Source organism: Deinococcus aquiradiocola, from assembly GCF_014646915.1.
Lineage (GTDB): Bacteria > Deinococcota > Deinococci > Deinococcales > Deinococcaceae > Deinococcus > Deinococcus aquiradiocola.
In genome coordinates, this window is the sequence record NZ_BMOE01000007.1 from 1 (window position 1) to 13,962 (window position 13,962).

The following is a 13,962-nucleotide window of genomic DNA, read 5'->3' on the forward strand; positions in this document are numbered from 1 at the left end:
TAGACTGATCTCAGCTCGTGACTGGCAGAAAGAGAGCCCGATAAGAATGAGCGCGAGTGGCCCGATAAGCTGAGCGGCGGGGGCCAAGCTGGCGAGCGCACGCATCGGGATCAGCCGGGGCGGTCGGATCAGCAAGATCCATGTCCTGAGCGAGGGTCGAGGACGGCCATTGGCCGTCCTCGTGTCTGCTGGGGAAGCGTCGGATCCAACGTTTCTCATCCCGCTGCTGGACGCGGTGCGGGTGCTGAGGGTGATGAAAGGTTGTCTGAGAAAGCGTCCGACCAGTCTTAGGATGGACCGGGCATATGGGGCTGGAATGTACTCACGGGCCCGGAGGGCCCGTGGGATCCGCTGTATCTGTCCAGAGCGCGAAGACGCGAAGAAAGCGCGGCTGGAGCGGGGACAGCGAGGTGGACGGTCGCCCAGCCATGATCCGGAAGCCTATAAGCTTGTGATTTAACTGTTTGAGGGTCGAACGGGAGCGATTTTGTATGCTGCTTTATGGACGCTGACGCTCAGCTGGCTCCCTTACAGCAGTTTCGGGAAGACGTGTTTGGCGCGTTGGAACACCGTTCCAACGCGCAGTTTCACTTGCTGGACGCGATCACGACCGCCGGGATGGTGCCGAGCTTCGCGCACCTCAGCTTGCAGGGCAGTTTCTTGCATCGCTGGGGCAGCTTGTATGCCGCGTTAACCCAGGGAAAACACGATATTCAGCGGCTGAGAGCGGCGGTAGGAAGGACCCTGCTTCCAGACGCCCCCCCGGTCTTCGCCATCGACACCAGCACCTGGGTCAGGAATGATGCCGAGACCAGCCCAGGACGCGGCTTTTACTACCACGCCAGTCGGCACAGCGCCGGGAAGCCCGTGGTCGCTGGATGGTCGTTCTCCTGGATCGCTCAACTCGGGACCACGCAGAGCAGTTGGACCGCGCCGCTGGATGTTCAGCGCGTTTCTGTCGAAGGAACGGCCCACCAGACCGCGGATGACCAGATCCAGCAGGTGATGACGTTGCTTCACGGGACCACCACACCTCTGTTCGTGTTTGACGGTGGATACGACCCGACCCGTCTGGCAAAGCTGCATCACGCTGAAAAGATTGCCGTCCTGGTCCGTGTCCGTCGAAATCGACGCTTCTATTTCGACGTCGACGACCGTCCTGGTCCCCAGGGCGGTCGCCCCCGGGTCCATGGGGCACGCTTCAGTTGCCAGGACGAAACGTCGTGGCCTGCTCCACATCAGGAACACCTGGAGACCACTTCGGCATACGGAGCGGTTCGGGTCCGAGCCTGGTCCGGTCTTCATGTCAAATCCGGGCAGGATGTGCGTCCGGGTGACAACTCGGCGAAGACGACCTATAGCGGTACCGTCCTGCTGCTCGAAGTCTCCAAACTCCCTCGCGAGACCAGAACGCCGCAAGCGTTCTGGCTCTGGTGGCGAGGTCCGGGGACCCCGGACCTCGCCTTGCTCTGGCGGGCTTATACCAGGCGATTTGACCTGGAACACACCTTCCGCTTCCTGAAAGGCACCCTGAATTGGGACAAGCCTCGGGTCCGAACACCGGAGCAGGCAGAACAGTGGAGTTGGCTGGTGCTCCTGGCCTTCACCCAGTTGCGGTTGGCCAGGGCCGTCCTGGAAGATGCCCGGCTTCCCTGGCAAGCTCCTCAAGCCCAGGGACGTCTGACACCGAGTCGAGCTCGACAAGGTTTTGCTCAGCTGTTGCCACGCTTGGGGACCCCAGCTTCCCCGCCAAAACCCTGTGGTTACTCTCCAGGCCGACCTTCTGGACGCCGCTCCCCACCAGCGACACGTTACCCGGCGGTGAAACGCACCGCCTGACCGGCCTGAACAACCAACAACACGATCAGGACGACCGCCACAATCAGCGGTCGGCTTAAATCACAAGGTAAGGAGAGAAACCTCGTGGAGCGCTGCATCAATCGACTGAAGGATTTCCTTGCGATGGCCACTCGGTATGACAAGCGGGGCTGGCATTTCCTGTCGGTCGTGCACATCGCCTGTATTGTCCTCTGGCTCTGATTCGTCAGACACACCCTAGCACCCGAGGTTAATATGGACAAGATGAAATTCCTTACCCCTCTTCTGCTCCTCTCCGTTACTGCCGCTTCCGCTCAGGACATGCAGGGTCTGTACGATCCCGCTCCTCCTGCCGACAGCGCCTTCGTCCGCGTCCTGAACGCCCCCACCGCCACGCTCGGCACGAAAGCCGTCACCGCCGGGAAGGGAGCCGCCAGCCCTTACGTCATCGTCCCGCAGGGCAGCTTCACGGCGAAGCTCGGCGCCACCACCGGCACCCTCAAGGTCGAGGCCGGAAAGTTCTACAGCGTCACCCCCCTCAACGGCAAGCTCGTCCTCATCACCGATCAGGCGGCCGAGAACCGCGCCAAGGCCCTGCTAAGCATCTACAACCTCAGCAAGAACGCCAGCATCGACCTCAAGACGGCCGACGGCAAGACCACCGTCGTCAACGGCGTCAAGCCCGGCGAGGTAGGCAGCCGCGCTGTGAACGGCATCACTGTCGAGCTTGCGGCCTTCAGTGGCACCAAGAACCTCGGCGCGCTCAGGAGCGTCTCCCTCGAACGCGGCAACGCGTACGCCATCGTCGTGACGGACACGGGCGTCACCTTCACCACCAGCAGCACGAAAACCAAGTAAGGCCAGACGAGTGGTCTTCAGCAGCAATATCTTCCTGTTCGCGTTCCTGCCTGTCTTCCTGGCCCTCTATTACCTCCTCCCCTTCAAGGCCAGAAGCGCCTGGATCCTCCTCGGCAGTTACGCCCTTTACGCTTGGTGGCGCCTCGACTTCCTCTGGCTCCTCGCCGGCGTCACCCTCGCCGCTTACTTCTTCGCCCTCGCCATCAATCAAGCCGTCGGTCCCCGCCGGTTCCAGCTCCTCAGTGTCGGCGTGACCCTCAACCTGCTCGTACTCGCCTACTTCAAGTACGCCAACTTCGGCATCGACTCCTTCAACGCCGCCATCACCGCCGTCGGCCTCCAGCCCTTCACCTGGACCCCCGTCCTCCTCCCCATCGGCCTCTCCTTCTTCATCTTCCACGCCATCAGTTACCTCGTCGACGTCTACCGCAAGGAAGAACCCCCCACCCGCAACCTCCTCGACTTCGCCGCCTTCATCGCCCTCTTCCCCCACCTCATCGCTGGTCCCGTCCTCAAGTACAACCTCCTCGCCGACCAGTTCCGCACCCGCACCCACACCCTCGAAAAGTTCAGTTACGGCGCCACCCGCTTCATGACCGGCTTCGCCAAAAAGGTCCTGATCGCGGATACCATCGCGCCGCTGGTGACCGCCAGCTTCGGTCATGCGAACCCTACCCTGGCCGACAGCTGGCTCGGCGCCCTCGCCTACACCCTGCAGCTGTACTTCGACTTCAGCGGTTACAGCGACATGGCCATCGGCCTGGCCGCCATGATGGGCTTCAAGTTCCCCGAGAACTTCAACCACCCGTACATCTCCCGCAGCATCACCGAGTTCTGGCGCCGCTGGCACATGAGCCTGAGTTCCTGGCTGCGCGAGTACCTGTACATCGGGCTGGGCGGCAACCGCAAAGGACGCACTCGCACCTACATCAACCTGTTCCTGACGATGCTGCTGGGCGGCCTGTGGCACGGCGCGAACTGGACGTTCGTGCTGTGGGGCGCATGGCACGGCGGGATTCTGGCCGTCGAACGTCGCCTGAAGGAAGCGAGCCTGTGGAAGCCCAGTCCGGCCTGGCTGACGATTCCCGGCACGATGCTGCTGGTGATCGTGGGCTGGGTGATGTTCCGGGCGGACAACGTGCCGGACGCGCTGCGCATGTACCGCGGGATGCTGGGCCTGAATGGCGTGTCGCTCAGCGACACGCTGGCATGGCAGGTCCGGCCGAGCGAACTGGTGACGATGCTGCTGGCGGGTGTGCTGGTGTACGTGGCGCCCTGGTGGGGCCGCACGGTGGGAGACGTGGGTGGACGCCTGCTGCGTCCCCGCCTGGCGGTGACGGCCACGACGGTGCTGCTGCCGCTGTTCGTGCTGGCCATCCTGAAACTGTCCGCCCAGAGTTACACGCCCTTCCTGTACTTCCAGTTCTGAGGTGACCTGACATGACCGAATTCGCTCAGGACACTCTGAAAAACAACATTGATCAGCCGGGAACCCCGGCCGTCCTGCGCTGGATGCCCGGCGCCTTCCTGATCGCGGCCGTCGTCACCGGGGCGGCCCTGACCCTGACGTCCAAAGGGGCGCGCGACTTCCCGAAAGACCAGGAGGTCGTGACAGGGAAGTGGGCGCACACCTACGAGACGGGCCTGGACGCCGGGGTCCCGTTCCGGGACCCTGCCGTGAAGCTGTGGGGCACGACGAACTACCGCCTGTTCGGTGAAGCCCGTGAGGGAGCGCTGGTCGGCGCGGACGGCTGGCTGTATACCAGCGAGGAGTTCGAAACGACCGATACAGTCACGGATGCGCGCGAAGTGCAGAAGAAACTCGCGTTCGTGCGTGAAGTGCGTGACGCGCTGGCCGCCCAGGGAGCGCACCTCATCGTGGCGGTCATCCCTGCCAAGACACGTGTGTATCCGGAACATCTCGGAGCGTACAAGGTCCCAGCCGTGAAAGCCGCCCTGTACGAACAGTTCCGGGAGAGCGTGACGGCGCTCGGTGTTCCGGCGCCGGACCTGCTGCAGGTCCTGCAGCAGCACAAGGCCCAGGGGAACCTGTTCGTCCGGACGGACACGCACTGGACGCCACTCGGCGCGAAGATCGCGGCTGACACCCTTGCAAAGACTGTTCGGGAAACGTGGCCGACCCTGGATCTCCCAGAAGTCTCCTTCGAGACCACTTCGAGTGCTGCTCCTCAGAAGACCGGGGATCTGCTCCGATACCTACCACTCCCTGCAGGTGAAGGTCCGCAAGCCGCGGAAGTGCACGTGCCCACGACCACACAGGTCGGCGAGAGTGGCGGAGGCCTGCTCGGGGACGCCGAGGTGAGCGTGACGCTGGTCGGCACGAGTTACAGTGCGATCAAGGACTGGAACTTCGAAGGGGCGCTCAAGGAGGCCCTGCATACCGACGTCCTGAACGCAGCCGATCCCGGTAAGGGGCCGGTCGTGCCGATGAGGGCATACCTGAAGAGTCAGGCCCTCAAGGATGCACCGCCGAAACTGGTGATCTGGGAGATTCCCGAACGGTTCCTGCGCTTTCAATACCCCGAAGAAAGCCGCTGAACCTCAGTACCGGACATCTTTGTTCAGCCGCCCCTAGAGCATTTGTCATAAAAACATGTGAGGGTGAGCGTGCTTAAACCAGCCAAAGGTATCGAAGGGCGTCACCGCCTGAAGCGCCCGACCGATGGCGTCCATCAAGGTGTCCAGGGTGGACCACCCGCCGCCCGAACGAGCGCTTTCAGTTTGGAAAACATCATCTCAATCGGATTGAAATCCGGACTGTAGGGAGAGAGGTAGAGCAAGCTGCACCCCCGAGCTTCGATGAGCGTCCGTACGGACGCTCGGTGGTGGGAGGAAAGATTGTCCATCACGACCACCTGTCCTGGCTCGAGGGCTGGACAGAGTTGCTCGCGCACGTACCACTCGAAGGTGTCCCCATTGACCGCTCCGGGAGTGACCAGCGGGGCCACTGGCCCCGCGAGGCGCAGGCCACAGATCAGGGTCTGGTTCAGGCCATGGTTCCGGGCCACCTGGCCCACAGCGCGCACATGACTGGGCGCGCGGGCATACAACGGAGTCATGGAGGTGTTGAAGCCACTCTCGTCCAGGAAGACCAGCTGCGTGGGTGCCTGCAAGTCGGGCGCCAGCTCGTTCAGGAACGCCAGACGGCGTTCCTCACACCGTTCGCGAGCGATCAGCGTTTTTTTTATAGGTGATGTGCTGCCGAGCGAAGGCCCGGTCGACCGTCTTGGCGCTGACCTTGAGGCCCGTGGCTGCTTCGAGCATGCGGGCATGCTCGACCAACGTCGCGTCGCCATGTTCTTCCAGTTGTTTCAGGAGTTGTGCTTCGTGCAGGGCAGTCAGCTGAAACGGGCGACCTGTGGGCTTGGCCACCACGTGCAGCTGGCCCAGCCGATGACTCTTGAGGTACCGGTAGACCGTCATGACGTTCACCGAGAATTGACGAGCGGCATCTTTGACCGACGTTCCGTTCTCGACAGCGGCAACGATTCGTTCCCGTAATGCGAAGTCATATCCCGCCGCTCCAACAATCTTCATACGCTTATTATGGCAGAAGCCTAGAAGGCGACAGGCAGGGTTTTCAGGCCGCGCAGCTGGGTGCTGTCCCGCCAGACCACCTGGTCTCGCGGCACGTCCAGGCGCAGACCGGGCAGGCGGCGCAGCAGTGTCTCGAAGGCGATCTCTCCCTCCAGCCGGGCCAGCGGCGCGCCCAGGCAGAAGTGAACGCCCTGCCCGAAGGCCACGTGCCTGTTCAGTTCCCGGGCGAGGTTCAGCTCCTCGGGGTCAGTGAAGGCCCGCTCGTCGTGGTTGGCCGAGCCGAGCGCCGCCAGGATCACGTCGCCGCGCCGGATCTGCTGGCCGCCGAGTTCCACGTCCTCGCGGGCGTAGCGCGGGGCCGGGCTGAAGACCGGGCCGTTGTAGCGCAGGATCTCCTCGACGGCGGCCGGAATGCGGCCGGGATCGGCCTTCAGTCCGGCCAGCTGTTCCGGATGGTCGAGGAGCGTCAGGATGCCGATGCTCAGGAGATTCGAGGTGGTCTCGTGCCCGCCGAAGATCAGCAGGCCGACGGTCGCCATCAGTTCACCCTCGGTCAGGGTGTCTCCCTTCTCTTCCAGCCGGATCATGCCGCTGATCAGGTCGTCACCTGGACGTGCCCGCTTGTGGGCGATCAGCTGCATCACGTAGGCCGAGAAGTCACGCAGCACCTCCGGCTGCGGGTTGGCATGGTCGGACAGTCCTTCCGACCACACCTGCATCTGCTTCATGTCGGTGGGCGGCACGCCCAGCATCTCGCAGATCACCTGAATCGGCAGCGGGTAGCCGAAGTCGGCGACCACTTCCATCCGGCCGCTGTCCTGCACCCTGTCGATCAGGGCGTCGGTGAGGGCCTGAATCCTGGGGCGCAGCGTCTCGACGTACCTGGGGGTGAACACCTTTCCCACGAGCCCGCGCAGGCGGGTGTGTTCCGCGCCGTCGACGCTCACCATGGTCTTCGCGCCCAGAAAGCTCTGTTCCTGGGCGCCGCCCTCGGCGGAGTGCCCGAAGACCCCCGCGTCCGGGTGGATGGCGCTGGCGTCGACAGTGAAGCGCGGGTCCTTGAGGAATCTGACGGTCTCGGCGAAGCCGGTGATCAGCCAGGTGGCCGAACCGGTCGGATTGTAGGCTGTGGGTGCGTCGATCTGCACGACGGGTCCGCTGGCCCGCATCCGGGCGAACATCGGGTAGGGGTTGGCGGCGGTCGCCGGGTCGAAAACGTTCGGGGTGTGGTCGTGGCTGGTCATGTGCGTGCTCCTGGCGGGTTCAGATCGGGGTTCCGGGGGGTCGGGCCGAGGGGGACGGGACTGCGCGTTTCGGAGGTTCAGGAATTCAGCCGACGGTCCATCCGCCGTCCACGGTCAGGACCGCGCCGTTGACGCCTTTCGCGTCGTCCGAGGCCAGGAACAGGGCGGCGCGGGCGATCTCCTCGGCCTGAAGCACGCTCACGCCCATCCTGTCGAGCGACAGCGGGGCCAGGCGGGCCATGCCCAGCGGGTTCGGTACCGTGATGCTGCTGCCGATGCCGGTGGCGACCCCGCCCGGCGCGATGGCCACGCAGCGGACGCCCTGCGGCAGGTACGTCCAGGCGACGTTCCGGGTCAGGCCGATCAGGGCGTGCTTGGAGGCCGTGTAGGCGGTCCCGGCCCGCCCGCCGAACTGCCCGCCCACCGAGGCGGTGTTGATGATGACCCCGCCGCCCTGTGCGGTCATGATCGGCAGCGCGCGCCGGGTGGCGTACATCGGGCCGCTCACGTTGACGGCCATCACCCGCTCCCACAGGTCGTCGTCGATTTCGGCGGCGGGCACGAAGTTGTCGAGGATGCCGGCGTTGTTGCACAGCACGTCCAGGCGACCATGTGCACTGACGGCCGCGTCCACGAAGGCATTCACCTGCGCGACCTTCGATACGTTGACCTGCACGGCGAGCGCCTCGCCTCCGGCCGCCCGGATCTGCGTGACCAGTTCGTCCAGGGGGGCGGTGTTCAGGTCGCCGAGGACGACCTTCGCGCCTTCGCGGGCGAACAGTTCGGCCATCGCGCGGCCCATGCCGGACGCGGCTCCGGTGATGGCGACGACCTTGTGGGCGAGACGTGGGGATGAGGGTTGATGGGTCATGCCGTTCACTCTGAAGGCCGTGCCGACCCTTAAACAGTCCAGGGATTATCCTATGACCGACACTCCCCGGCCGAACGTGACGGGGGCGGACCGGGAGGGCCGAATGACTGAGGAACAGCGCCGTGAGCTGGGAGGTTTACTGCGGGAAAAACGTGCGGGATTGCGCCCGGCCGACGTGGGACTCCCTGAAGGGATCAGGCGACGCGCCCCCGGACTTCGACGGGAAGAGGTGGCGCTGCTGGCCGGCGTCAGCGTCGCCTGGTACACGTGGCTGGAACAGGGCCGCGCCATTCGGCCGTCGGCAGGCACCCTGGAGCGGATTCTCGACGCGCTGCGCTGCACCCAGGAGGAACGGCTCTACATCCAGCAGCTCCAGCGGGCGACCCCCGACCCTCCGGAAGGACCCTGGAATCCTCTGCTTCAGCAGGTGCTGGACGCGTTTCTGCCCGCCCCTGCCCTGCTGCTCAACCAGCACTGGGAGCGGACGGCGCAGAACGCCACAGCGGAATACCTCGAATTCTTCCCGCAACTCGGTGACGGGGCCTGCCTGCTCGACCTGATGTTCCTCGGCGCCGAAGCGCGCGCAATCGTGCGCGACTGGCCGGACCAGGCGCGGCAGCTCGTGGCCGCCTTCCGCCTCGACAGCAGCCGCTACACGAACGACGACTGGTTCCCGCAGAAGGTCAGGCAGCTGAGTGCAGCCAGCCCGGACTTCGCCACGTTCTGGGCCGAGCGTCAGGTGCGCGATCACGCCGCCGTCCACATGCACCTCCAGCACCCGGAATTCGGTCTGCTGGCACTCAATGCGACCTGGCTTCAGGTGAGCGGCACGCCGCACTTCAAGATTCTGGTCTGCACCGCCGATCCAGGGTCCCCCACCGCTGCCGCCCTGGCGCGGATGGCTGCACGAACACGGTGACCAATGGGTTGGCATTGCACGCAGCCTGCTTCGTCCTCTGGCTCTGATTCGCCAGACTTCTGGTCCACGCGTTCAGGGTTCGGTTGCCGTCAGATCCTGAACGGGATGGTGCGGTGGGCGGGCCGGGCCCGTCCAGGTGGTTCGGCCCATGGCCCACCAGAGTGCCGGAGCACCGACGAGCAGGGCAGTCCCGGCCAGCCACAGGGCGTCGCGCAGGCCGAACAGAAACGCTGATCCGCTTCCGCCTGGATGCCGGGCGATCACCGCGCCCAGGGTCGCGACGCCCAGGGCGACGCCGACCTGTCGTAAGGCGTTCAGGACGCTGGACGCCTGACTCAGCTGGTCCTGGGGGGCGCTGGCCATCGCGGCGGTGGTGAGCGCGCCCAGGGACAGCCCGACGCCCAGGCCCATCAGGGCGAATTTCCACCACAGGTCCCAGCCGTTCATGGTCAGCGTGATGCCGGTCAGGAGGAGGATGCCCAGCCCGGTCAGGCTCAGCCCGAGGGTGGCCGTGAGCCGTTCGCCTCTGCGTGCGGTGAGGCGGCCGCCCAGGGTCGATCCCAGGGCAGTCCCGAGCGGGAACAGCGCGGTGATCAGACCGGCGCGGGTCGCCGTGAAATGCAGGACGCCCTGCAGGAGGATCGTGAAGAAGACCAGCAGGCTGAACGGACCGAAGAACACCACCAGGCCGCCCAGGTTGGCGGCGGTGTAGGCCGGGTTCCTGAAGAGGTTCAGGGGAACCAGCGGTGCCTGGACATGTCGCTGCACCCAGACGAACAGTGTGAAGGCGATGCCGGCGCCCGTCAGGCAGGCCAGGACTGCCGGGGAGGTCCAGCCCAGACCGTTGCCCTGCGTCAGGCCGTAGATCAGGGCAGCCAGGGTGAACGTGATCAGGATCAGGCCGGTCAGGTCGATGGGTTTCGCGGGGAGGGCCGCGGTGGGGCGCGTGCCTCGCCGGGCGATCCAACCTACGGTCAAGCTTGCCAGTGCGAGCGTCCAGAAGACCGACGTCCATCCGAACGCGTCGACCAGCACGCCGCCCAGCACCGGGCCGATGGCGATTCCCAGGCCGGATACGCCGGCCCAGAGGCCGATGGCGCGGGCCCGGGCGGCAGGTTCGGTGAAGGCCAGGGTGAGGAGCACGAGACTGGCCGGCTGCACGAGCGCGGAACTCAGGCCGGAGATGCCCCGGCCCAGCAGGACCGCGTTGAAGGACGGTGCCAGTGCGGCCAGCAGCGCGCCTGCCGCGCCGACGGTCAGGCCGGCCAGCAGGGTGCGGCGGAACCCCAGTCGCGCGCCCAGCAGTCCCCCCACCAGGAGGAATGCGGCGTACACGATGTTGTAGACGTTGACCGCCCATGGCACGTCGGTCGGTGCGATCTGCAGTGTCCGCTGCAGGGCGGGCAGGGCCGGGTTGACGGCCGCGACGTTGAACATGACCACCACGACGGCCAGACTGGAGGCGATCAGGGTTGAGCGCTGCAGGGTCGTCCGGGATTCATTCATGTGGCGTCTCCGGTGTGAGGGTGCTGATGAGGTGGTCGCGTGTGGTCTTGAGCAGGGCGTCGCTGAGGTCGCGGTCGGTGACGGCGCGGGCCAGCATGACTGAACCGACCATGCCGCAGAGGACGGGCAGCACCTCGGCGCGCCGGGCTTCCGGCGTGTCGGCGTGGGACAGGGCGCACAGGTCGTCGATCATGCCGAGCAGGGTGGCGGTGAACGTCTGCCGGATGTCCGGTGCGTGCCGGGTGAGTTCCGGGGTGAGGGTGGGCAGGATGCAGCTGCCTGCCGCGTCGACCTGGTCGCGGTGCCCGCGGCTGACGTACTGGCGGACGACGCCGCCCAGCCCGTAGGGGGCGGTGTTGGTGGCGGCCTGGAGCAGGGTGCTGGCGGTGCTCCTGAGACTGCGGGTCAGGGTTTCCTGCACGAGTGCGTCCTTGCTGCTGAAGTGGGCGTAGAACCCGCCGTGGGTGAGTCCGGCCTTGCCCATCAGTGGTCCGATGCCCACCGTGTCCAGGCCGCCTTCCTTGAAGGCCTGGGTGGCGGCGTTGAGGATTTTCTCGCGTGTGGCCTGGGCGTGGTCGGTCTTGTAGCGGGCCATGGGGTTCCTCCGGAGGCGGGTGGGCTGGGCGGTGGGCGTGGGCGAGTGGCCGCTCGGGTTGATCTGGATCGCTCTCCATATGATACATATCATATAAATGGGTGGTCGCCCTGACGGCCACTGCCGATCCGCACCATTCGCACCCGTACCGCCCGCCCCAGACCTCGATCAGGAGACGCCATGACCGACCCCACCTCAACCAACCCCACGACCACCAGCTTCACTCCCGCCGAACGCACCCGCCAGCGCACCTACCACTGGGGCGACCCGCTCATCGGTGCGCAGGCCGCGCGACACCTCAGCGGCTTGGAGTACCTGCGTGCGATGGTACGGGGCGAGTTCACCGGCCCACCGGTCATGGACACGCTGAAATTCAGCCTGGCCATGGACGACATCGGAGACGGGCGCGTGACCTTCCGGATGACTCCGCAGGAATTTCACTACAACCCCATCGGAAGCGTGCATGGCGGCGTCTACGCGGCGGTGCTGGACTCTGCGCTGGGCTGCGCGATCCACACGCGGCTCCCGGCGGGCGTGGGCTACACGACGCTGGAACTCAAGGTCAGCTACCTGCGCCCCCTGCTGGTCGGCATGGGGGAAGTCCGCGCGATCGGCGAGGTGCTGAGCCTTTCAAAGCAGGTGGCGACTGCGCAGGCCAGACTGGTCGACGCACAGGACAAGCTGTTCGCGCACGCCACGACCACCTGCCTGCTCCTGCGCCCCACCTGAGCAGCGGAACGGGAAGATGACGGTCAGGGGACGCTGAGGACGGTCAGGTCTGCCCGGAGCGGGAGGGTGTTGCCCGGCACGAGGCCCAGGAGAACGCCGGTCAGGACGAAGGTGCCGAGGCCGCCTACCTTTGATCAGGTCAGGAAGGCTGCCGGCCAGCATGGTCTGCAGACCCCTGAAGCCTGTGTCGGCCAGGCAGTACAGGTTGGAGGCACCCAGGTCATGGGCGCTGCTCAGGCGGGCGTCGAGACCTGTGCGGGCCAGAACAGCCTGAACGATCGGCGGCAGGCCCGCCAGGAATGACAGGAGGACGACCGGGACGCTCCACACGGCGTGACCTGCTGAGCGCGTGCCCTGGTCCGCCAGGGTCGGGGGTGGCGTTCGCCAGAGTGGCTGGGGCACCGTGCAGCGGATCGGTACGGCCGTTCGACCGTATACGGATGGGCCGGGGCGGCGCTCACGGGGTGTGGGTCAGTGCGCCGCTGACCTGCTCGAGCACCTGATCGGAGAGGGGAGTGCCCTGGGTGGCACGGGCGATGAGCAGGGCGCCGAGCATGGTGCAGGCGGTCACGAGGCCGCTCCGGTCGTCGGTGTCGAGCCACCGGGCCAGTCCGGTCACGCCGTCGGCGAGGACCTGGCGCATGTCGGTCGTGCCGTTGCGGGCGACGTCCTGAACGAGGCCGGCGGTCGGGCAGCCCTGGCCGGGCTGGTCACGGTGGGTGGGGGAGAGGTAGGCCCGGATGTAGGCCTGCTGGGCCGCGTGGTGGTCGCCCTGCGCACCTTCGGCGTCGGCCATCTGGGCGGCCATGGTGGTGTACGCGTGGCGGGTGGCTTCGAGGACCAGGGCGTCCTTGGAGTCGAACTGGCGGTAGAACCCGCCGTGGGTGAGCCCGACTTCGGCCATGATGTCCTGCACGCTGACATGGTCGACGCCGCGTTCGCGCAGGAGTTGCGCGGCGGCCTGGATGGTGCGGTCGCGGTTCTGGGCCGCCTGGGCTTTGGACACTCTGGGCATGGGGCCTCCTGTGTTGGGGATGGGGCGGAGTCGTCCGCTTGACAGATTATAGATCACGAACATAATCTATTTTTAGATGAGATCCGTCATCTATTTTACCCGAACGCCCGGCACGCACCCGCTCCACGCCCCCCAGGAGGCCCGCCCATGCAGATCAAAGATTCCGTCGTCCTCGTCACCGGCGCCAACCGCGGCCTCGGCCTCACCCTCGTCCACGCCCTGATCACTGCAGGGGCCCGCAAGGTCTATGCCGCCGCCCGGAATCCCGACAGCATCCAGATTCCCGGCGTGACCGCCATCAAGCTCGACGTCACCTCACCCACCGACATCGCCGCCGCTGCCGAAGCCTGCGGGGACGTGTCCATCCTGATCAACAACGCCGGCATCCTCGACCACCAGGGCGTCCACCTCCTGACCGAAGGCAGCAGCGGCGCCCTGAACCGGGAGCTGGCCACCAACGTGTTCGGCCCCCTCCACCTCAGTCAGGCCTTCGCGCCGATCCTGGCCCGCAACGGCGGCGGCGCCGTCCTGAACATCCTGTCGGTCCTGAGCTGGATCAGTGTGCCTGGCGCCGCCACCTACTCCATTTCCAAGGCTGCCGCGTGGTCCATGACCAACGGCCTGCGCCACGAGCTGCAGGCCCAGAACACCCAGGTCACGGGCCTGCACGTCGCCTACATGGACACCGACATGGCCCACGGCGTCACCGGCGCCAAAACCTCCCCTCAGGACGTGGCCCGTCAGGCCCTCGCAGCCCTGGAAGCCGGGCAGCCGGAAGTGCTGGCCGACGACACCAGCCGTCAGGTCCGTGCCGGCCTCTCTGCCGAGCAGGCCGTGTATTTCTGAACC

The 13,962-nt window shown here is 65.9% G+C and carries 12 protein-coding genes and 3 pseudogenes; 9 read left to right on the forward strand and 6 right to left on the reverse strand.

What is annotated here, in order from left to right; translation table 11 throughout:
- Positions 1–103 precede the first annotated feature (103 nt).
- From IEY33_RS11060 to IEY33_RS11085, 6 genes and pseudogenes are all read left to right on the forward strand, one after another.
- Positions 104–448: pseudogene (locus tag IEY33_RS11060) on the forward strand (transposase); the annotation flags it as partial.
- A gap of 53 nt (positions 449–501) precedes the next feature.
- Positions 502–1,839 (forward strand): NF041680 family putative transposase, encoded by a 1,338-nt coding sequence (locus tag IEY33_RS11065; RefSeq protein WP_188963343.1) that lies wholly within the window; start codon positions 502–504, stop codon positions 1,837–1,839.
- Between the two features lie 69 nt (positions 1,840–1,908).
- Positions 1,909–2,040 (forward strand): annotated as a pseudogene (locus tag IEY33_RS19305) (IS5-like element ISDge16 family transposase); the annotation flags it as partial.
- Between the two features lie 42 nt (positions 2,041–2,082).
- The gene (locus tag IEY33_RS11075) at positions 2,083–2,676 is read left to right on the forward strand and encodes an alginate O-acetyltransferase AlgF (protein WP_188963345.1); all 594 of its coding nucleotides are present in this window, start codon (positions 2,083–2,085) and stop codon (positions 2,674–2,676) included.
- 10 nt (positions 2,677–2,686) lie between these two features.
- A complete protein-coding gene (locus tag IEY33_RS11080) occupies positions 2,687–4,105 on the forward strand; it encodes an MBOAT family O-acyltransferase (protein ID WP_188963346.1) in 1,419 nt (472 codons plus the stop codon).
- An 11-nt stretch (positions 4,106–4,116) separates the two neighbouring features.
- Positions 4,117–5,235, forward strand: a complete 1,119-nt coding sequence (locus tag IEY33_RS11085; RefSeq protein WP_188963347.1) for an alginate O-acetyltransferase — start codon at positions 4,117–4,119, stop codon at positions 5,233–5,235.
- A gap of 45 nt (positions 5,236–5,280) precedes the next feature.
- Here IEY33_RS11085 and IEY33_RS11090 read toward each other — a convergent pair.
- The 3 genes and pseudogenes from IEY33_RS11090 to IEY33_RS11100 all read right to left on the reverse strand — a co-directional run bounded on the left by IEY33_RS11090 (position 5,281) and on the right by IEY33_RS11100 (position 8,349).
- A pseudogene (locus IEY33_RS11090) lies at positions 5,281–6,234 on the reverse strand (IS630 family transposase).
- Between the two features lie 20 nt (positions 6,235–6,254).
- On the reverse strand, positions 6,255–7,478 hold the full coding sequence (locus IEY33_RS11095) for a cytochrome P450 family protein (protein WP_188963348.1): 1,224 nt from the start codon (positions 7,476–7,478) through the stop codon (positions 6,255–6,257).
- 85 nt (positions 7,479–7,563) lie between these two features.
- Positions 7,564–8,349, reverse strand: coding sequence for an SDR family oxidoreductase (locus tag IEY33_RS11100; protein ID WP_188963349.1), 786 nt, complete (start codon positions 8,347–8,349; stop codon positions 7,564–7,566).
- Between the two features lie 52 nt (positions 8,350–8,401).
- On the opposite strand from IEY33_RS11100, the gene IEY33_RS11105 reads away from it, so the two are divergent.
- Positions 8,402–9,268 (forward strand): helix-turn-helix transcriptional regulator, encoded by an 867-nt coding sequence (locus IEY33_RS11105; RefSeq protein ID WP_188963350.1) that lies wholly within the window; start codon positions 8,402–8,404, stop codon positions 9,266–9,268.
- Between the two features lie 72 nt (positions 9,269–9,340).
- On the opposite strand, the gene IEY33_RS11110 is transcribed toward IEY33_RS11105, so the two are convergent.
- Entirely contained in the window at positions 9,341–10,774 is a 1,434-nt protein-coding gene (locus IEY33_RS11110) for an MFS transporter (protein ID WP_188963351.1), read from the reverse strand.
- Positions 10,767–11,369 carry a TetR/AcrR family transcriptional regulator gene (locus tag IEY33_RS11115; RefSeq protein ID WP_188963352.1) on the reverse strand — a complete coding sequence of 201 codons (603 nt, stop codon included), beginning with the start codon at positions 11,367–11,369 and terminating at the stop codon, positions 10,767–10,769. Before IEY33_RS11115 ends, IEY33_RS11110 begins: the two co-directional genes overlap by 8 nt.
- A 180-nt stretch (positions 11,370–11,549) precedes the next feature.
- Here IEY33_RS11115 and IEY33_RS11120 point away from each other — a divergent pair, with 180 nt between their 5' ends.
- Entirely contained in the window at positions 11,550–12,098 is a 549-nt protein-coding gene (locus IEY33_RS11120) for a PaaI family thioesterase (protein ID WP_188963353.1), read from the forward strand.
- Between the two features lie 457 nt (positions 12,099–12,555).
- On the opposite strand, the gene IEY33_RS11125 is transcribed toward IEY33_RS11120, so the two are convergent.
- Complete coding sequence (locus tag IEY33_RS11125; protein ID WP_188963354.1) at positions 12,556–13,113, reverse strand: TetR/AcrR family transcriptional regulator; 558 nt, start codon at positions 13,111–13,113, stop codon at positions 12,556–12,558.
- A 147-nt stretch (positions 13,114–13,260) separates the two neighbouring features.
- Here IEY33_RS11125 and IEY33_RS11130 point away from each other — a divergent pair, with 147 nt between their 5' ends.
- Positions 13,261–13,959 carry an SDR family oxidoreductase gene (locus tag IEY33_RS11130; protein WP_188963355.1) on the forward strand — a complete coding sequence of 233 codons (699 nt, stop codon included), beginning with the start codon at positions 13,261–13,263 and terminating at the stop codon, positions 13,957–13,959.
- Positions 13,960–13,962 lie beyond the last annotated feature (3 nt).

What these genes read in the sequence shown, in the direction of transcription:
- IEY33_RS11105 (WP_188963350.1), top strand. Translation starts at nt 8,402, where the DNA reads ATGACCGACACTCCCCGGCCGAACGTGACGGGGGCGGACCGGGAGGGC.
- IEY33_RS11115 (WP_188963352.1), bottom strand. Translation starts at nt 11,369, where the DNA reads ATGGCCCGCTACAAGACCGACCACGCCCAGGCCACACGCGAGAAAATC.
- IEY33_RS11125 (WP_188963354.1), bottom strand. Translation starts at nt 13,113, where the DNA reads ATGCCCAGAGTGTCCAAAGCCCAGGCGGCCCAGAACCGCGACCGCACC.
- IEY33_RS11100 (WP_188963349.1), bottom strand. Translation starts at nt 8,349, where the DNA reads ATGACCCATCAACCCTCATCCCCACGTCTCGCCCACAAGGTCGTCGCC.
- IEY33_RS11110 (WP_188963351.1), bottom strand. Translation starts at nt 10,774, where the DNA reads ATGAATGAATCCCGGACGACCCTGCAGCGCTCAACCCTGATCGCCTCC.
- IEY33_RS11120 (WP_188963353.1), top strand. Translation starts at nt 11,550, where the DNA reads ATGACCGACCCCACCTCAACCAACCCCACGACCACCAGCTTCACTCCC.
- IEY33_RS11085 (WP_188963347.1), top strand. Translation starts at nt 4,117, where the DNA reads ATGACCGAATTCGCTCAGGACACTCTGAAAAACAACATTGATCAGCCG.
- IEY33_RS11075 (WP_188963345.1), top strand. Translation starts at nt 2,083, where the DNA reads ATGAAATTCCTTACCCCTCTTCTGCTCCTCTCCGTTACTGCCGCTTCC.
- IEY33_RS11130 (WP_188963355.1), top strand. Translation starts at nt 13,261, where the DNA reads ATGCAGATCAAAGATTCCGTCGTCCTCGTCACCGGCGCCAACCGCGGC.
- IEY33_RS11065 (WP_188963343.1), top strand. Translation starts at nt 502, where the DNA reads ATGGACGCTGACGCTCAGCTGGCTCCCTTACAGCAGTTTCGGGAAGAC.
- IEY33_RS11095 (WP_188963348.1), bottom strand. Translation starts at nt 7,478, where the DNA reads ATGACCAGCCACGACCACACCCCGAACGTTTTCGACCCGGCGACCGCC.